This is a genomic window from Paenibacillus sp. FSL H3-0469 (assembly GCF_038051945.1).
Taxonomy (GTDB): Bacteria; Bacillota; Bacilli; order Paenibacillales; family Paenibacillaceae; genus Paenibacillus_AQ.
The window spans coordinates 3,428,591-3,447,538 of the sequence record NZ_CP150302.1; the positions used below are offsets into that span (position 1 = coordinate 3,428,591).

The following is an 18,948-nucleotide window of genomic DNA, read 5'->3' on the forward strand; positions in this document are numbered from 1 at the left end:
GATTTTAGTTGTACCAAATACAGCTAAATGGATATTCGGCGGTACATCGGACGATTTAGTTGTATGGAGTGCAATTAAGCCTACTGCTTCCGCCTGCACCTTAATCGGGACACGGCAACCCCTGAGGCATGCAATGGGTCAAAGGACCATGCAAGGAACAGAAAGGAATACAGTAATGAATAACAACGAACAGAAAGGCTTGCCGCTTGAACTGCGCGGCTTGGTTAAGTTGGTTAAGGGGCGTACGGATCAACGGTGAGCTGAACCGGGGGCTGGTGGCCCGCAGTCAGCTTAATGCTGCGGATCTGAGCCCATGGCTCCCGCGGCACCTCCCGATCGTCCGTCTCGATGTCTTCGATCCGCACCGCATCCAGCAGTCTGCGGACATCGCCAGCTTCCGCTGCCTCGTCCAGACATACTACCGCCCAGCCCGTTTCCAGGCGGGACTGCGCCAGCAGGGTGCTGTCGCCGGAATAGAGGACCTGGCGGAGCCTGATCCTCCCTTCCTCCCGCACCACAGTGACAGGCTGCGCGGCACGCGCCTCCGCTCCGGCACAAATCCCACTGAGCGCCGTGACCGCCACCGCACAGCCCGGATAACGCAGGACCAGCCATTCCCGGTCCCCGGCGGCGTTCACTACCCGCTCCACCTCACCGTCATAGCGGTGGATGACCCATTCATCCGCGATCTCCGCAGCCCGGTTATGCAGCCGGGTCATTGAGCGGACCACCACCAGCGCATTCGCCTGCTGGGCCGAGCGGGTCTTCACCTCCGGGTACAGCGGTTTTGCAAACAGCGCGGGCATCAGATAGGCGGTCCGGTAATCCTCCGCCGGATGCGTCCGCACGGCTGTGGAATCATCCACGTACCACCGCAGATAGGATACCTGCTGATCCTTCACGCTGAAGCTGACCGGAAAGCTCTGCCAGCCCAGCCCCCAGGTGGGATGCTGGTAGCTGCCCGGCATCACCGGAAAGCGGTTGATGCTGCCCAGCCGGGTATGCCGTCCGATCCAGCTGTAGGAACACGAGGCATCGAAGATCCGTTCCTCCAGCATCCGGGGTACGGGCAGCGCAGCCAAGGGGGCACCCCCTTGAAGCAGCTCCTCTTCAAACAGGAGCAGTGCCGCCACATCATTAAGCGAAAACTTCTGTTCCGCCAGACGGCTGAACTCGGCTACACCCGCAATCGCCCACAGCAGGCTCGGCCGCTGCGTCTCTCCCCGGAAGTTGTAGCTGCGGATGGTGGGAACCAATTCCTCCCCGTCATGGAACACGAGAATGCTCTTCAGGGTATCCATATGCTCTGACAGCCGCCCGGCCAGCTCCCGGTCATGCTGCTGAAGCACCGAACCGGCAATCCTCAGCGCATTCATCATCACCCCCTGGTAGACGAGGCTGATATTCTCTCCCCAGCCCCAGCCCCGGCGGCCGGTATATTCCGCCCATCTGGCGAAATATCCGCATGCGGTCTGCAGATGCTCAGGCTCCTCCAGGAAGTGGGCGATGGCCAGCAGCATGGCGCCGTCGCTCATCGTCTTGTTCGGGTAGAACAGCTCCGGGGTCCGGCATTCCCTGGAGAACCAGGCCGCCGCATGGCCGAACATCCGCTGCATCACCTCCAGATGACTGGCCGGGAATACCTCCGGCTTGCTAAGACGTACCGTTATAAGCGGCATGAGGATAAAAAATGCCGCATTCGAATCCTGTATCCCGCTCTCCTCCCGGTACCAGAGGAATCCCCCGTAATCCGGATGCTCCGGATCTGTAAACTGCAGCCGGGCGATGGCCTCAAGCATCTCCAGCCCGGCCTGCTCCTCCAGCCGGCCCAGCAGTGTGCCATAGGCATAATACCCTGCTGAGAACCGCGCCTCATGACAGTACGGCAGCTGTGATACCTGCCGGGTGTGGCCGGGCCAATTGTAGCGCACCAGCCCTTCCTCCACCACAATCCCCTCCGAGGCAGCCGCAAAGCTCTGCTCCAGAATTGCCCTTACCCCATTGTTCAACGCTTGCTCGCCTCCTATGCCGGAATTCCGTTTATTCGGCCGTGTCCAGCTGTTTGCCCATCTCATAAATATCCTTCAGCATGATCGCATCCGCTTTATGGTCCTGATACCAGGCTGCATAGAACTCATCGACCTTGGGTCCGCCTGCCTTCTCCCAGATTCCTTTCGCTTCTGCAATGAACTGGTCCACTGAACCGGGATCAGAGCTGACAATGGCCTGCATGGCCCGGTCGAGAATCGTTTTATTCGCGTTCGTGTTGATCTGGGTCAGATCCTGCGGCAGCAGCGGCAGGAAAGCCTTTTGCGTAATGCCGACAATCGGGCGGGCAGGATCCATATACAGCTTTTCAGACATTTCATAGATTTTGATTAAACTCTGCTCGGCAGGGGTAGGGTTAACCTTGTTCTTCAGCCCGTAATTCTTGCCGATCAGCGGAGTCAGCATGCCCATATCGCGGTTGTACTCCAGCTCCTTCTTGTTCTTCTCAGGGTCGATTACCTCCGCACGGCCGTCGGCAGTTTTCTTGTAGTGCACGCCTTCAATGCCGTTCTGGATCGTAGTGGTGTACTGCTCCGTGACCATGAAATCAATCATTTTCATTACAGACTCAGGGTCCTTGGCCGCTGCGTTCACCATACCGGTCATTTGGATCGGGGTGGTCAGGGTCGGGCTGAACTGCCCGAACTCTGTCGTCGGCAAGGCAATCGGAATGACCTCGGCTTCAGGAGAATTCTTCATCAGCGTCTCATAGGTGCCGATATCGGCACCGTTGGCCCCGTAAATCCCCAGCTTGCCGGAGATCCAGTCCTGCTTCTGCTTCTCGCCGTTCTTATCGGTGACGAAATCCTTATCCGCCACACCGGCCGCATACAGCTGCTTCTGGAAGGAGAGCGCCGCCTGAATCCGGTCCCAGTCATGCACCACCTGGTCATTCTCCAGCACCCACGGGTACTGGTCTTCGCCGAACAGCGTAAATCCGGTACCGAACATGTTGTTCAGAATAATGCCGGCCACGAAGCTGAGTCCGGTCCCGTACGTATCCGCCTTGCCGTTGCCGTCCGGGTCCTGCTCGGTGAACGCTTTTGCCACATTCAGCAGTTCTTCGGGTGTAGTAGGCACCTGCAAATTCAGCTTCTTCAGCCAGTCATTGCGGATAAACAGATAGTGCTGCGGGCCGAACTGGACCGGACGCCCCACCGTATACAGCTTGCCGTCCGCCATAGTGCCTGCCTTGCGCAGCGCCGGATATTTCTCCAGCATCGCTTTATACTCTGTACTGCTGTTCTTGATCAGGTCATCCAGCGGAAGCAGCTGCTTCTGGTTATAGAGCTGGCCCTGGTAAGCGGTATCAAATTCAAAGATCAGATCCGGGGCAGACTTCGACGCGAACAGCACATTGAACTTTTGCAGGGATTCGAAGCGCGGAACCGTAATGTATTTGACGTTCACCGGGCCGTTCTCGTTGACCCATTTCGTCCAGCGGTTGTCGCTCATTGTCCCCTCTTCCGCCGGCACGCTGCCGCGGTCATATAGAGAGACGGTGATGGAGCCGCGTTTCCCCGAAGCTTCTCCCTTGCCCCCGTCTGCGCCCTGCGTGGCGGCATTATTGCCGCCGCAGCCTGTGACAGCGATAACGAGCATCAGGGAGGCTGCTCCGGCAGCGGTTTTTTTTCTAAACCATAGTGGTTTGGACATATGAATGTGACCCTCCTATTGTGGTGTTCTTGATCGTTCGGATAGGATGCAGCGGTTAACCCTTGATCGCACCGATAGTCACGCCTTTGACAAAATACCGTTGCAGCAGCGGATACACGATCAGCATCGGAATAACCATCACCATAATCCCGGCGGCCTTGATGCCCTCCGGTGTAATATTGACAACCTCCTGCGAGTTCATCGTATTCAGCTCCTGCAGGACGGCCTGGCTCTTCACCATCTGCTGGATGAGCACGGTCAGATTGATTTTCTCCGGGCTGTTCATATAGATCATTACGTTAAAGAAGGAATTCCAGTAATACACGCCGTAGAAGAGGCCGATGGTCGCCAGCACAGGCAGGGACAGTGGCAGAATAATGCCCGCCAGCAGCCGCCATTCGCCGGAGCCGTCAATTCGGGCCGCTTCTACCAGCTCCTCCGGGATGTTCTCGAAAAAAGACCGCATGATCATCATATTATAAGTGCTGACCAGAGCGGGCAGCCACAGTGCCGAATACGAATCCACCAGGCCGAGACTGCTGACCACGAGATAGGTCGGAATCAGTCCGCCCGTGAACAGCATGGTGAACACAATCGCCAGGGTCAGCGTGCGTCTTCCGTAGAAATCACGGCGGGATAAGGGATAAGCGGCGAAGATGGTGAACAGCATGCTGGCGGCCACACCGACCAGAGTAATCAGCAGGCTGTTGCCAAAAGCGCGTACCACCGGCGTTCCCTCGAACAGCATGGTATACGAGCTGAGTGTGAATTCCACCGGCCATAGGGTGACAAAGCCGGAGAGCACCGCATCCTTGCCGCTGAGCGACAGGGAGGCCAGATGGAGCAGCGGCAGCAGACAGAGAATGCCTGCGAGCGTAAGCAGCAGATAATTGAAGCTGTAGAATACTTTTTCACCTTTTGTACTTTGCATAAATAGTGTCCTCCTGTTACCACAAGCCTTTATTGAAGCGCCGGGCAATGGCGTTGGAGATCAGCACCAAGGTCAGCGCCACCAGAGAATCGAACATCCCCAGGGCAGCCGTCAGGCTGAACTGTCCGCCTTGCAGGCCAATCGCGTAGATGTAGGTGCTGATGACCTCGGAGATCCCGGATACAATCGAATTCTGCAGCACGTAGACATGGTCGAAGCCCACCTCCATCACCCGTCCCATGGCCAGAATCAGCATAATGACGATGGTCGGACTGATCCCGGGTAGCGTAATATGGCGGATCTGCTTCCATTTGCCTGCCCCGTCCATACTCGCCGCCTCATAGAGACTGGGGTCGATGGAGGTTAGCGCAGCCAGATAGATAATGGCATTGAAGCCCGCATCCTTCCAGATTCCCGAGCCGAGGAAGATCGAGACCCAGGACCACTCCTTGAACAGGAAGGGAAAAGCCTGGCCGGTCAGCTTCTCAACCACCGCATTGGCTACCCCGGTCTGGGCAAAGATCGTTACTACCAGCCCGCCGACAATGACCCAGGAGAAAAAGTAAGGCAGGTAGACGAGGGTCTGGACTGATTTTTTGAAAAACTTGTTCCGGACCTCATTGAGCATAATCGCCAGGGCAATCGGGAACGGAAAGCTGACCAGCACCGACAATATACTGAGCACCAGCGTATTGCGGATAATCTGTACCGATTGCGCCTGGGTGAACAGATTGGTGAAATTGTCCATGCCGACCCACTGGCTGCCCCATACCCCCTCATAGAAGGTATAATCCTTGAAGGCGATGACCAGCCCCAGCATAGGGGTGTATTTGAAAATGATATAAAATGCGATAACCGGAACGAACATGACCCACAGGGGGACATTATTCTTGAAGCGGCGGGTCTGCCAGAAGCGTCTGCGGCTGCTTCCGCTCTGCCGTGAAGTGTCCAGCCGCAGCACCGCCTCATTGCTTGTATTCGCTTTCATTACGGTGCCTCCTTTCACTTGCGTGTGATGCGTGATTGCGTGATGAATGAATGCTATGGAGCTGAAATGGCCGATTTCATGTCCTCACCATAGCTGCTTTAGCGGGCCAGAGCAATATCCAGTTTTTCTGTTAATCGCCGCTGAACCCTTATACCGCCTGGGTTTACAGGATTCCTTCCAGCACCCGGGCCAGATTCTCCCCCATCCGTATATGTCCCTCATCCCCCGGGTGAATCAGGTCGCAGGACAGCCCGGCAAGGTCGTCCAGCACTTTGTTTCCCTCGATCAGGCTCAGCTTCGGGTGGTCCAGACGCTTCACATGACTGCGCAGAATATCGTTGAACTGAACATCCTTCTCCGCTATCCCGCTTCCCGGGAACCCTGCAAAATTGGGGTAGATCGTAATGACCGCCACCGGCTTCTCCGGATGCCTGCTTACCAGCTGGTCCAGCAGATAGCCGGTCCGCTCACGGAATTCGTCCGGGGACATGTGGTCACGCATATTCACGCCCAGCTCCAGCGTCATGAACGACCAGTCCTGCTGCGCCGCAAGATAATTACTCATCTCCCGTTCACAGTGGCAGGAGCCGCTCATGCCGAGACCCAGTACATCGGCGGCCAGCCTTCTTGCCGCGTGGGCAATATACGGCAGGCTGCCGTTCTCTCCATAGGTGATGGATGAGCCGTAAGCAATCCAGCGCTTGCCGGGGGTCTCCCCTTCCACCGGCGGACGGAGTGGATGGCCGAAGGTCTCAATGCCGCAGACCACACAGGCATACCGTCCGAAGCAGATCCGCCATACCTCCGGCGCAAAGCCCGCTGCCATCAGCAGATCACGCTCCGCCACCGCCAGCCTTGGCGGTTCGCTTAACTGGAGGGTGCGGATCGTCCCGGCCTGAAGCTCATGTCTGGAGTGGAACAGCCCGCCCTTGTATACCGTTACGCTGCCGTCAGTCTCAGGTAAAGTAAGCGTGACACGGATATTCGGAGCCGTGGTGACGAACCGGAGCTCGCAGCCGCCCGCTTCCCCGGCGATGAACCGCCCCCGCTCATTCAGATGCTCCCTGACGCTGCGCGGAATGCGGCGGAGATACAATCCGTAGCCCGCTGCCGGTTCCAGCTCGGCAACGTTATGGAAGGCAACCCGGTCCAGCCCCGGCAGCCCCTTGGTGCTGGAAGAATGGGTACTGGCGGAATTATACATGCTTCATCGCCTCCACCAGCAGCAGGAGCGCCATGGATTGCCCGTACGGCATCGGGCAGACCGGAATCTCGCGGTAGTCCTGTAGGGTAGCCCCCATGCCGGTGCCATAGGACACTCCCTGCACCACGCCTTCTTCATCAATCTGGCTCAGCACGTACTGAAGCGCTGCCATTGCAGGCTTGCGGCAGTCCTCAGGCAGCAGACCCTGCCGCACTGCCTTCAGCATGCCGTAAGCAAAGGCGGCGGTAGCCGAGGTCTCCAGATACGAGCTGCTGTCGTCCAGCAGGGTGTGCCATGCCCCTGACGGGTCTTGCAGCTCCGTCAGCTTGTTCACCTGGCGCGTAAGCGAGGACAGCAGGAAGCTGCTCACCCCTGACGGCAGCTCCACCATCTCCAGATAATCCGCCAGCCCGGCGGTATACCAGGAATTGCCGCGCGCCCACAGGGCCCGGGCAAAGTGATGGCTGCCCTCGAAGGTCCAGCCGTGGAAGAACAATCCGGTCACGGGATCAGTCAGATACTTAAGATGGACCAGAAACTGGCGGATGCTCTCCTGAATGCACTCCTCCTCCTTCAGTAAGATCCCCATCCGGGCCACGAACAGCACTGTCATATACAGCGTGTCGTCCCAGAGCTGTCCGGTATTCGGACTGCCGGTCACCTCATGCTGAAGCCCGCCTTCCTCCGTGCGGGGCATGTCATACAGCACGTACTCCAGCCATTCCCGGCATAGCCGGAGATAATCCGCGCGCCCGGTCTCCTCTGCCAGATAGCTTAGGGTAAGCATCGGGCACATGGTATTGACGTTTTTCTCCGGGATGCCCCCGTCAAGCTTGCTGTCGAACCAGCCGGTCAAATAGCGCAGAATCTCCTCCTCCCGGTTCTCCCGGTAGTAGCTGTATAGGGCAAACAGTCCCACCCCCTGCGGCCATTCCCAGTTGTCCATCGAGATGATGCCGATCGGGGCGATCTCCTGAATGGAGCCTTTCATATCCTTCATCCGCTCAATGACGCGGGCGATCTGTTCCTCAAGCGCTGTTCGTGACATGGTGTGCATAATGTTCCCCCTTGTGAATGTCCTGACCAGGGCTTGCCGCTGCTAAACTGCTGCCCAATCGCCCTGTTCGCCACCTCAGTGTAGTCAAGCGGCGGAATGCCGTCCATTAACAAGAATCTTGCTTATGGCTTTCATTTCTGGCATTGTTCTTGGTGGAGCCGTATTCGTCTTAGGCGGGACCGGTGCTCACATGCAAATTCGGTATATTTTATAGTTAGGGAGGATAACAGCAATGAGAATCAAATTCGATCTATTTCCAGGCGGGGTTTCTAAAGCGCTAACAACGAGCTGGGATGATGGGAGAATCCATGACCGGCGGCTTGTTGAGATTCTGAACCAGCATGGGCTAAAGGGGTCTTTTCATCTCAATTCGGGGTTCTTCGGCAATGAAGGCTACATCTCGGGGGACGAAGTGGCTGCGCTCTATGAGGGGCATGAGATTTCGGCGCATACCCGCACTCATCCCTTCCTCTCCATGACCCCGCGCGAGGGCATCGCCGATGAGATTCTGACGGACCGCAAGGCTCTGGAGGCCATCGCCGGTTATCCGGTTCGGGGCATGTCCTATCCGTTCGGCAATTACAGCGATGCGGTGCTGAGCGTGCTTCCGGCCCTCGGGATTGAGTATTCCCGCACAGTGAAGTCGCATGGCAGCTTCAGCCTGCCGGACAACCTGCTGGCCTGGCATCCCACCTGCCATCACCGCGATATGCTCGCCCTGGGCAAGCAATTCCTTGAGGAGAAGCCCCGGTTCCCGCACATGCAGCTGCTGTATGTCTGGGGACACAGCTACGAATTCAACGACAATGACAACTGGCAGGAGCTGGAGCAGTTCGCCGCCATGATGGGCGGCCATGAAGACATCTGGTATGCCACCAATATTGAGATCGTGGACTACCTGTCCGCTGTGCAGGGACTGCGCTTCTCGGCTTCGCAGGAGATGGTGTATAATCCGGCCGCTACGGAGGTATGGATCTCTGTGGGGGATGAAGTGCGCCGTGTTCCGGGCGGGGGGACGGTTAGACTGGGGTAGAAATTGCTGGCCACGAAGGAGAAATGTTGCATAAATTGCAGCTTTGATTCATTACTCCCGGGGTTTTGAGAGGAATGTTGTACAAAATGCAGGAATTGTCTCGCCCATCGGTTCGGGAGATGAGAAATGCTGCATTTCATGCAACAATCCATAGTTACAGCCGACTTAACGCGGGGAATGTTGTATTTAGTGCAGGATTTCGGATACAGCAGCCGGTTAGTTCAAAGGTACACTGTGGTGTGGTAACTCCCTGCTATATGCAGCACAATATAACCCGATTCCGCCGCAGCCTGAATGGCTGGTGGAGTCGGGTTATTGTTATAGTAGAATCGCTTAGGCACTGAGAGTTATCGGTAATGTATATATAGTCTGGCGGCCCAAAGGCCTGATTACCGGCGTGTGACGGTGATAATGCTTCAGGCGGTGGCAGCAGCTTAAGCAGCTTGAGTCGTAGCGCTGGCAGTGCGGATGAATGCAGCCTACAGCCTGATTACCGGCGTGTGACGGTGATAATGCTTCAGGCGGTGGCAGCAGCTTGAGCAGCCTGAGTCCTAGTGCTGGCAGTGCGGATGAATGTAGCCTACAGCCTGATTGCCGGCGTGTGACGGTGATAATGCTCAGGCGGTGGCAGCAGCTTGAACAGCTTGAGTCGTAGCTCTAGATGAATTAGGAGCAGCCGCCCTGTCCGCCTGCTACTGCCACCCTCCGGCGGCGGCATCTGGATTGTCCTGCCGGGCAATCCAGGTCAGGCAGGCCGCCCGCAGCAGCGCGTCGGTCCGCTGGGCCGCGCTGCAAAAGACCCCGCTCATGCCGATCTCATACAGATCGGCCAGCGCATACGCCGCCGGTGCCCCCGCGGCGAGCACTGCCGCCGCCGGCCGCACCCGGCGCACGGCGGCCAGCACCCCAGCCGCCGCCAGCGCGAAGCTCTCGGCGGCGTTCTCTCCGGGCGCGGCCTCCGCCGCCGCGCCGTCCAGCACCAGGAAATCGGCGATACGCGCGATTTCCCCGGCGGCAGCCTGCCCCACATCGGGCGCGAGCAGCGCCCCGATGCGGCAGGCTGCCGCATAAGCGTGGCCGAGGGTCTGCTCGGCCACGCCCTCAATGAATTCGCGCTGCGCCGCGAATTCCTCCAGGCTGGCGGGGTACGGCGCCAGCAAGTCAATGCGGCTGTCGCCGCCCAGCCGCTGGCTGTGCAGCGCGGCGGCGAACAGCGCATCAAGCTGCGCATCCTGAAGCGCAGCGAGTCTGGCCGGGCGGGCAGCGAGCTCCGGCGTATAGAGCAGAGCAACTGCGGCCCAGACGCCGTCCGCCGACTCCAGGAGGTCGGCAGCAGCAGCCCGCAGCCGGTGATAGATCCGCTGCAGGATACGCTCCGCCTGCTCCTCATCACTGCATGACATCCAGCTTGAATAGAGTGCTGCGACCTCCGGCGCAAGCAGCCATTCCTCGCCCCGGATCAGGCAAGGTCCCGCAGGGTAGACACCCGGCTCTGCGCGTTGAAAAGACCGCTCGCCCGCTCCATCACGCAGGACCAGGAATGCCTGACGCTCCCCCGGGCGGCGGGAATAAGTCCGCTCCCGGTTCACTTTTCCCTTACGCGGCTCCCCCTCAGCAAGAAATTCCGCTGCGGCGGAAGCTACAGATGCGGACTGGCTCATCTCTATGCCAATGGTCCGGTCGCCGGTGTTATACTTGAACGGGCGCTCTTCCTTGTTTGGATCATCCTTCTGCTGGCGTTCACCCTTCATCCTCGCACCCACCCTTTACCTTTGAATTACTGCCGCTCCGCTCCCCCTGAGGAGAAGCTGCCAGCATTTTAAGAGGCTTCAATCTATAAATACTGGCAAAGGCACTGAAATATGCAAACGGTATCAAATGAATGCAGCAGCACAATCTTACCCGGATGGGTAGTGGACAAGCGGTGGGGGGACGAGCTTCAATCGGCAGGCGAGCTGAAATAGGCGGGAAGTAACCTTTACATATTCTTTTATTAATCTCTATAGACTTCGAATTGATTTAAGGTTCGGGTTGACGCTTGGTGATCTATTGTATTTACTACAGCAGATCCTCTCATTATCGGCTGTAAAAAGCGATCTGTTGCAGTTTGTACAGCAGATTTTCGCGGAAAGGGTGTTTTGGAGGCGTATGCCGGAAATCTGTTGTATGGAATACATCAGAACGGATTTTAGCGCCAGATATGGCCTAATCTATTGTACAAAATACACTCACTGGCCCATTTCTTGCGAATCAACTCCTTACAAACCGCTTCTCTCACGAACCACTTTTCTCACAAACCCATTTTCTCATTTCCTTGCGAATCAGCTCCTCACAAACCACTTCCTCATTTCTCACATCCTCGCACCCCCGCCTCCCTCTTCCCATTACTCCCACACCCACCCCCTGCTCCCGCAAAAAAAGACCACCGCCTAATACAGAAACATTCTGCATCAAACAGTAGTCTTTAATTTATCTTCCTAATTTTCCAGGAACTGTGATCGATTGAAAGCAGTGGGGGAAATCGACAGCTTTTGCTCACCGTCTATCCAGCTACAACTCTCTAGCAGCTTAGCGGCTCAACCTCTCCCTCCAGCACAGCCCGCTCCCGCTAATCCCGCTTAAGCCTGCTGGCTGGCAGCGATCGCCTGCTCCAGGTCGTAGAGGATATCGTCGATGGATTCGGTGCCGATGGACAAGCGCAGCAGCTCCGGTGTAACACCGGCGGTAATCTGCTCCTCGACCGACAGCTGCTGGTGAGTGGTGCTGGCCGGGTGGATGATCAGCGACTTGGAATCGCCGACATTGGCCAAATGGGAGAACAGCTTCACGTTCTCGATCAGCTTCACCCCTGCGGCCGCCCCGCCCTTAATTCCGAAGGTCAGGATCGCGCCCTGGCCCTTAGGCAGATATTTCTGTGCCAGCTCATACGAAGGGTGACTCTGTAGTCCAGCGTAGCTGACCCATTCTACCGAATCATGCGCCTCCAGATACTGGGCAACCTGGAGTGCATTCTGGCTGTGGCGCTCCAGACGCAGGTGCAGCGTTTCGAGACCCTGCAAAAGCATCCACGAGTTGAACGGTGAAATAGCCGCGCCAAGGTCACGAAGCAGTTGAACCCGCGCTTTGATGATATAAGCAATCGGTCCGACTGCTTCAGTGTAGACTACCCCGTGGTAACTCGGGTCCGGCTCGGTCAGGCCGGGGAATCTGCCGCTGGCCTTCCAGTCGAACTTGCCGCCGTCCACGATGATTCCGCCGATGGAGGTACCGTGGCCGCCGATGAATTTGGTCGCCGAGTGTACGACGATATCCGCCCCGAATTCAATCGGACGCAGCAGATACGGGCTTGGGAAGGTATTATCTACAATCAGCGGAATTCCATGCTCATGAGCGATAGCCGCCACTGCTTCGATATCCAGTACATTCCCTTGCGGGTTGCCAATGGTCTCGGCGTAGAGCGCCTTGGTCTTGTCCGTAATCGCTGCCCGGAAGTTCTCCGGATTGTCGGAATCCACGAACTTCACTTGAATCCCCAGTTTAGGCAACGTTGTAGAGAACAGATTATAAGTCCCGCCGTACAGACTTGCGGAGGATACAATCTCATCCCCTGCTCCGGCAATATTCAGAATAGAGAAGGAAATGGCCGCCATTCCGGAAGCGGTCGCCAGTGCCCCTGCCCCGCCCTCAAGCGCGGCAAGACGCTGTTCAAACACATCCGTCGTCGGATTCATCAGCCGGGTGTAGATATTACCGAACTCCTTCAGCGCGAACAGATTCGCGGCGTGCTCCGCATCACGGAACCCGTAGGATGTGGTCTGATACAAAGGCACGGCACGGGCTAAAGTAGTGGGATCAATCTCCTGGCCTGCGTGGACGGCGAGGGTTTCAAAGGACAGCTTGCGCTCTTCTGACATGGGTGTTTCCTCCTCTAAAATAGGTAATGTCAAATGTTAACTCTACAAGATTGTACCTATTCTCTCACAAACCATGTCATTTGAAAAGATAAAATTCTTATTAATTCACTGTGTTTTATTAAGTTTAGCAAACCCCGGCAGAGCCTCAGGGCTGCTGCGCTATCCCCCTCATGAAGCTCATGAATTTCTCCGCAATTTGCTTGGGATGGGAACGGTATACATAATGATTGGCATCCAGCAGCTCCATTTCTGCATGTACGGAATTCTTAATCAGCTTCTCATGCTCAGGAATCCATTGATCCGTTGCCGGATGCTCCGCCTGGACAAAGAGCAGGACAGGAAGATTGGGAGGGAACGTTACCTTCCGCTGTTCAGCTTTTTCAAAATTGGAAAACATACTCTCCGCCTCATTTAACTGCGTCGTATTGTACATATTTTTCTGTATCAGCAGGTTCAATTGTTCTTTGGTATGTGCATCATAAGACAGTCCCTCATAAGGGTCGGCACTCAGCTTCAATTGCAGCCTTGCGAAGCCCAAATCGCGGAACCATTTAACCATGGTTGTCTCTGAAGACTCAATCTTTTTCTCACTGAGCGAGGGTACACTGCTGTCCAGTCCGACAAATGCACTGACTTCATCTGAATATTTGTTCACATAATAAAGACTATAAATGCCTGAAATAGAATGGCCCATAAGAATGTAACGGTCCATATGGAGCTGCTGTAATGCTTCATGAATTTCACTTACGATATTCTCTGAGGTTCGTTCTTTCTTCGTTGCGTCGCTTAAGCCGTAGCCGAAAGGCTCAACCACTACAACCTTGTAATGTGGTGACAGCTCGTCGATAAGCAGTTTGAAATCAAGCGCCGGTGAAGCAGTTCCGAACCCGGGAAGCAGCACGACCGTGTCCGGGCCAGCGCCCTCTATGAACACATTCATATTCTTGCCGTCTACGGATACATGCTGGCCGTAAGGCTCTATCCTTTTGGCTTCGGCATTGCTGCTGATTACATTCGTGATATACACAATCCCCACAAAAAGTACAACAGCGAGCAGGATGACTCCCAGTATTTTAAGCAGAATGTTGCGCACTTTCTTGAACCCCGTCTGCTTTCCCGTTGTCTTCTTCTCCGGTGATCTCATATTCATCTTCTCCTGTCTTAACTGGTAGTAAGCTTGCGTCCTTGCCGTTCATGCAAGCTTACCGGACGAAGATGTCCTCTCTATGACGACAATATGAACGGAAGATGAACGGAAGATGTACTAAAAATGCTACGGTTACCTACAAGCAAGCTTGTAGGTAACCGTAGCATTGTGATGAGAGTGATGAGAGTGACGAGCCTCAAGTATCATAGCTGACCAGATAATGATGGAGCTCCGTATTATAGCAGCCGATACTGTGTTCGATCAGCCGGCCCTCCCCGTCATAGGAGTTACGCAGACGCTTCAGCACAGGCGTCCCCGGCGGCAGCTTGAGCAGCAGGCATACCTCGGGTGGTGCCGGCTCCACGAAGAAGCGGTCCCTGAAGTTCTCCAGCACAATGTCGTTCTCCTCCAGCGAGTCGTACAGGGACTGGATGTCTGCCCCCATCTCTGCCGCTCCCCCGCCGGGCAGGGCTGCTGCCGTCAGGAAATGCACCAGATGTATATAGGGCTGGCCATCCAGAATATACAAGCGTTCGATCCGCTGGCAATACGGCCCGTAGCGGCTGTATTCCTCTGATCCTGCTTCATTCGCGAGGCGCTGGGATGCGAGCAGCTTCTTTTCCAGCTTATGGCCTGCTTCAACCAGCAATTCCGTGAACCGTTTGCCCTTGGAGAGCTTCTGGTAGGCGGTATTGCGCATGACAATGGTTCCGACGCCGCTTTTCTTCTGCACATAACCTTCCTGGGCCAGCTCCTGGACCGCGCCGCGGACCGTCATTTTGCTGACACCGAACTCTTTCTCGAGCTGAGGCTCGGAGGGGATAATGCTGCCGAGCGGGTATACCCCGTGCAGAATCCGGTCTTTGAGGATCTTCTGGATCTGCTGGTATAAGGGGCCTTGCTTGCGTTTCAGTGACACCTTACGTTCACTACCTTTCAACATCTAAGGTATGGCCATCCAGCGCCCGGAGCACCTCGCTCTCGGTAAACAGCGCGGTATCGCCCGGGAGGGTATGGGCCAGCATCGCTGCGGCTGCTGCCATCTCCACCGTCTGCTGCTGCGGATACTCCTGCAACTCACCATGGATAACAGCGCTGGCAAAAGCATCACCGGCACCAATCCGGTCAAACACCGGGAAGGTCAGCTTGCGGGAGAACGCGAATGAGCCTTGACGGTACAAATATCCTGTCAGGGAATGCGTATTGTCCGCATTAATCTCACGGTGGGTGCCCGCTGCCGCTTTGATTCCGAAGCGCTCCGCTACAGCGGGAACCGCTTGCTTCAACTGTGTTATTCTATCATAATCTGCTGCGGCGGTGCCAAGAATGTACAGCGCATCCTTTTCGTTCATCAGCACCAGATCGGCAAGCGCAAGCAGCTCCTCGTAATGAGGACGGGCTTGGGCATACCCCGCCTCACCCCATAACGCCGGACGGTAATTGCAGTCAAAAACCACCATGCCCCCCGCATGCTTCACCTCCGCCGCAAGCTGCTTCATCTGCCCGCGCACTCCGTCATTCATAGCCAGCGTAATGCCGCATAGATGGAGCACATCCACCCGGGAAGCCAGCGCCGGCATATCATACTTACCAGCCTCAGCGGTATTGAAGCTGCTGCCCAGCCGGTCGGTATACGTGACTCTTCCGGGGCGGGCGCCGAAACCGTTCTCCAGGAAGTACATTCCGAGGTGCTTGCCGCCCCGGCGGATCAGTGACGTATCCACCCCAAGCTTGCGCAGATAGGCCATCGCAGCTTCCCCCACTGGAGTCTCCGGCAAGGTTGTGATCAGTGCTCCATTATGGCCGTATCTGGCGAGCGCCGCCGTTACATTCACCCCGCTGCCCGAAAAAGAGTACTCCAGCCTGCTGCTCTGGGCCAGCGTCTCCACCCCCGGCACCTGCAGCCGCATCATCACTTCGCCGAAGGCCGCGATTCTAGGCATACCGGTCCACCAGCGATTTCATCGTACGGAGCAGCGTGCGGACATCCTGCACCTTCGTGCTTCCGGTCTGCGGATCGATAATGGAAGAATAGATATGCGGGATCACCTGCGGTACGCCTGCCTGAAGCGCAATCTCCAGAATGGGCGCGAAGTTATCGAGATCGATTCCGCCTGTAGGCTCCAGGGCAAATCCGGCTTCTCCGCAGGCCTGGGCCACCGCACGATATTCTTCTTCCAGCTCCAGCCCTTTCATCGGAAAATATTTGAGTGCATTGCCGCCCATATCCCGGACAAGGGCGATGGCGGCGTGAACCGGAACGATGGCCTGCGAAGCATTCCCCGCGCTGACCGGCCCGGTGGAAATATTGACATAGCCCGGCTGTCCGCAGGGAGAGACCAGGCTGTTAATCCAGCTGTCCTTCGCTCCCAGATTAGCACGGGTTGCGCCTACAGCCGGAAAGACCTGGTTGATATGGCTGCCCGCATAGCTTGCAGCAATCTCTGCAACCACCGCCGCCTGGCGGTTGTCCCCGGCGCCAAGCCCGATGGATACGGCATCCTGGATCGCCTGTCCGTACTCCGTCATAGCGGCGGACGCTTCCTGGGCGTTGGCGTAATTTTTGGAGAGTACGCCTACCAGCACATGCCCTTCGGCAGCCTCGTAGATATCCTTGGCGTTCCCGATACTGCCGGCCAGGACATTCAGTGCCGCTCTGTTCTTATAAAAACGCTCCTGAATCTTGCTCATTATGATCTGCCCCCTATAATCTCTTGAATTCTGCTGACGATGACCTGAAGATCATCGCCCTGGAGCGGCCTTGGATCGATATCGAAATACCCCTGCTTCACTCCATAGTCCCGCGTATACACGGCAATACCGCCTTCCCGCAGGCGGTCATTGACCTCCCTTGCATCCACACCCGCAGCAGCGGCATCAATCTGGATGCGTCCCCGGTAAATTGCCCGGCCCGCTTCATCCTGCACGATGCGTACCGACACTCCGGGAAGACCGGCCAGCGGCTGAAGCGCCTCCAGCGCCTGCTTCTCCTGCTGGCTGTTGTCAGCCTTGTCCTGGTATTCGTCCAAAGCCTGGAGCAGTCCGAAGGTGGTCTCTTTGCCCACCTTCATGCTGCGGCCGATCCCGTGCAACTGCACCTTCAGCCACTGGATGTATGTCTTCCCGCCCGCTACAATGCCCGAAGTTGGACCTTCCACAGCCTTCGAGCCGCTGTAGATGGCCAGATCGGAATACTGGACATACTTGCGCAGATCCTCTTCCGCAGCCGCATCCACAATCATCGGCACGCCTCTGCGCTGTGCAACCTCCCAGGCTTCCTCCACAGAGATCATATTCTTCTGAACAGCGTGGTGGGATTTCACATAGAGAATCGCTGCAGTACGTTCCCCGATGGCCTGTTCAATATGCTCCTTGCGGCCTTCGTTGGCATACCCAACTTCGACCACCCGGCCGCCACCGAGGAAGACCATCGTCTCCACCGGCGCTCCATACTGCACATTATGGCCCTTCAGCATGATGATCTCATTCTTCAGCACCGGCTCCTGGTGCAGGCGCAGGCTGAGCCGCGGATCTCCTGCGGTTACAATAGCTGCGACCGACAGCGCAATGCCGCTGGAAGCCGAGTTCACGACAACAGCCCCTTCGGAGCCGAGCAGACGGGCGATATAATCTCCCGATTTGTCCACCAAATCCGCGATTTCCACATACCGCTGCCCTCCTTGCTTCATTGCCTCCATGACTGAATCCGCCGGTGCAGACACGCCAAGGATGCTCATTCTTCCGCTCGCATTAATCACACGCTTCAATCCATATTTAGCCTGTAATGAGTGATCCATTGATAAAGACTCCTTTTGCTTCAATATAGTGGTGCGCGGTCCGGACCTCGCCTTCCGAGTCCTGCAGTTGCTTCTCCCCTGCTTCCAGGGTGAACAAGGTCAGATTCGCCTGCTCCCCTACCCGGATCTGCCCCAGCTCCGGCTTGCCGAGCCACGCTGCGGCGCTGCTGGTGACGGCACGGATTACCTCTTCCAGACTGTAGCCGAGATAGAGGAACTTGGTCAGTACATCCGCCATGCTGTACACCGGACCGTTCAGCCGGTTGCCCCGGTAGATGTCTGTGCTGATCGTATTCAGCACGATACCAGCCGCCTTCGCCTGTTCCGCCACCCGGAAGGAGAAGCTTGCGGTGCCATGCCCTACGTCCAGTTGGACACCCCGGTCTACAGCATCCAGCAGTTCCGGCAGCGGTGTGCCGTCCGCCCGGAACAGATTGTTGGCTTTGCCGTTCAGGTAATGAGTAATTACATCGCCCGCCCGCAGCAGCTCCAGCACTTCAGAGATAGCAGGCGGCGCGGAGCCGATATGCACCATGAGCGGAAGCTTCGTCTCATCCGATAATGCCCGTGCCAGCTTAAGCGGCTCTATGCCGCTGCCCTTAACGACGCTTTGGCTGATGCGGGCTTTCAGGCCGACGATAAATTCAGGATACGCTGCTGCTGCGGCAAGCGCGCAGGTCCGGTCAATCCAGTCTAACTGAGAGAGCTCATCGGTCCGCGCAAGTCCGATTCTTGAGATATTGAGCAGCGCGAATACCCGGGTATCGGCCAGAAGACTCGCACTGTAAAAAGCCCCGATCCGGTCTGCTCCGCAGCTCCCGGCATCCACCAGTGTTGTCACTCCCTGCTTCACCCCGATCTCGTCGATCTGATCGCCGTAGGGGTCAAGCTCCGGCACAGCATGCACATGCAGATCAATCCATCCGCTGGAGCCGTATAATCCGGAGCAGTCCAGCAGGGTCCTGCCTTCCGCCTGGCCCGGCGGGGTAATCGCGGTGATGAGCCCCTCCTTAATGGAGATATCCACACTCCGGCCGTCCACCAGCCGCAAATTGCGCAGCACGTTCTCTGTGCCCACTCGTCCCATCTCCTTCTTCAATTACAGATTTACAGGGGAATTACAAAAAATGATTAATGACATGAACTCCATACATCCTTATATTTAACAATAA

Annotated in this window: 15 protein-coding genes; 1 reads left to right on the plus strand and 14 read right to left on the minus strand. The window is 56.6% G+C overall.

Features of this window, described 5'->3' with window-relative positions; all coding sequences use genetic code 11:
• Positions 1 to 233: 233 nt before the first annotated feature.
• The 6 genes from NSS83_RS14840 to NSS83_RS14865 all read right to left on the minus strand — a co-directional run bounded on the left by NSS83_RS14840 (position 234) and on the right by NSS83_RS14865 (position 7,885).
• On the minus strand, positions 234 to 2,009 hold the full coding sequence (locus NSS83_RS14840; RefSeq protein WP_341183869.1) for a hypothetical protein: 1,776 nt from the start codon (positions 2,007 to 2,009) through the stop codon (positions 234 to 236).
• A 31-nt stretch (positions 2,010 to 2,040) separates the two neighbouring features.
• The gene (locus NSS83_RS14845) at positions 2,041 to 3,705 is read right to left on the minus strand and encodes an extracellular solute-binding protein (RefSeq protein ID WP_341183868.1); all 1,665 of its coding nucleotides are present in this window, start codon (positions 3,703 to 3,705) and stop codon (positions 2,041 to 2,043) included.
• A gap of 55 nt (positions 3,706 to 3,760) precedes the next feature.
• Positions 3,761 to 4,636, minus strand: coding sequence for a carbohydrate ABC transporter permease (locus tag NSS83_RS14850; RefSeq protein ID WP_341183867.1), 876 nt, complete (start codon positions 4,634 to 4,636; stop codon positions 3,761 to 3,763).
• 16 nt (positions 4,637 to 4,652) lie between these two features.
• On the minus strand, positions 4,653 to 5,504 hold the full coding sequence (locus NSS83_RS14855; RefSeq protein WP_341185210.1) for an ABC transporter permease subunit: 852 nt from the start codon (positions 5,502 to 5,504) through the stop codon (positions 4,653 to 4,655).
• 283 nt (positions 5,505 to 5,787) lie between these two features.
• On the minus strand, positions 5,788 to 6,828 hold the full coding sequence (locus NSS83_RS14860; protein ID WP_341183866.1) for an SGNH/GDSL hydrolase family protein: 1,041 nt from the start codon (positions 6,826 to 6,828) through the stop codon (positions 5,788 to 5,790).
• Positions 6,821 to 7,885 (minus strand): glycoside hydrolase family 88 protein, encoded by a 1,065-nt coding sequence (locus NSS83_RS14865; protein ID WP_341348505.1) that lies wholly within the window; start codon positions 7,883 to 7,885, stop codon positions 6,821 to 6,823. The genes NSS83_RS14860 and NSS83_RS14865 overlap by 8 nt, the downstream gene beginning before the upstream one ends.
• A gap of 232 nt (positions 7,886 to 8,117) precedes the next feature.
• On the opposite strand from NSS83_RS14865, the gene NSS83_RS14870 reads away from it, so the two are divergent.
• Positions 8,118 to 8,918: a polysaccharide deacetylase family protein gene (locus NSS83_RS14870; RefSeq protein WP_341183864.1), complete on the plus strand. Its 801-nt coding sequence runs from the start codon at positions 8,118 to 8,120 to the stop codon at positions 8,916 to 8,918.
• A 692-nt stretch (positions 8,919 to 9,610) separates the two neighbouring features.
• On the opposite strand, the gene NSS83_RS14875 is transcribed toward NSS83_RS14870, so the two are convergent.
• The 8 genes from NSS83_RS14875 to NSS83_RS14910 all read right to left on the minus strand — a co-directional run bounded on the left by NSS83_RS14875 (position 9,611) and on the right by NSS83_RS14910 (position 18,854).
• Positions 9,611 to 10,669 (minus strand): hypothetical protein, encoded by a 1,059-nt coding sequence (locus NSS83_RS14875; RefSeq protein ID WP_341348506.1) that lies wholly within the window; start codon positions 10,667 to 10,669, stop codon positions 9,611 to 9,613.
• A gap of 867 nt (positions 10,670 to 11,536) precedes the next feature.
• Complete coding sequence (locus NSS83_RS14880) at positions 11,537 to 12,832, minus strand: homocysteine synthase (RefSeq protein WP_341183862.1); 1,296 nt, start codon at positions 12,830 to 12,832, stop codon at positions 11,537 to 11,539.
• A 145-nt stretch (positions 12,833 to 12,977) separates the two neighbouring features.
• A complete protein-coding gene (locus NSS83_RS14885) occupies positions 12,978 to 13,976 on the minus strand; it encodes an alpha/beta hydrolase (RefSeq protein ID WP_341348507.1) in 999 nt (332 codons plus the stop codon).
• Between the two features lie 199 nt (positions 13,977 to 14,175).
• Positions 14,176 to 14,898: a GntR family transcriptional regulator gene (locus NSS83_RS14890; protein ID WP_341348731.1), complete on the minus strand. Its 723-nt coding sequence runs from the start codon at positions 14,896 to 14,898 to the stop codon at positions 14,176 to 14,178.
• Between the two features lie 10 nt (positions 14,899 to 14,908).
• Complete coding sequence (locus NSS83_RS14895; RefSeq protein ID WP_341348508.1) at positions 14,909 to 15,922, minus strand: sugar kinase; 1,014 nt, start codon at positions 15,920 to 15,922, stop codon at positions 14,909 to 14,911.
• A complete protein-coding gene (locus NSS83_RS14900; RefSeq protein ID WP_341348509.1) occupies positions 15,915 to 16,670 on the minus strand; it encodes a KDGP aldolase family protein in 756 nt (251 codons plus the stop codon). The genes NSS83_RS14895 and NSS83_RS14900 overlap by 8 nt, the downstream gene beginning before the upstream one ends.
• The gene (locus NSS83_RS14905) at positions 16,670 to 17,776 is read right to left on the minus strand and encodes a DgaE family pyridoxal phosphate-dependent ammonia lyase (protein ID WP_341348510.1); all 1,107 of its coding nucleotides are present in this window, start codon (positions 17,774 to 17,776) and stop codon (positions 16,670 to 16,672) included. The genes NSS83_RS14900 and NSS83_RS14905 overlap by 1 nt, the downstream gene beginning before the upstream one ends.
• Entirely contained in the window at positions 17,754 to 18,854 is a 1,101-nt protein-coding gene (locus tag NSS83_RS14910; protein WP_341183857.1) for an amidohydrolase/deacetylase family metallohydrolase, read from the minus strand. Before NSS83_RS14910 ends, NSS83_RS14905 begins: the two co-directional genes overlap by 23 nt.
• Positions 18,855 to 18,948: the final 94 nt, after the last annotated feature.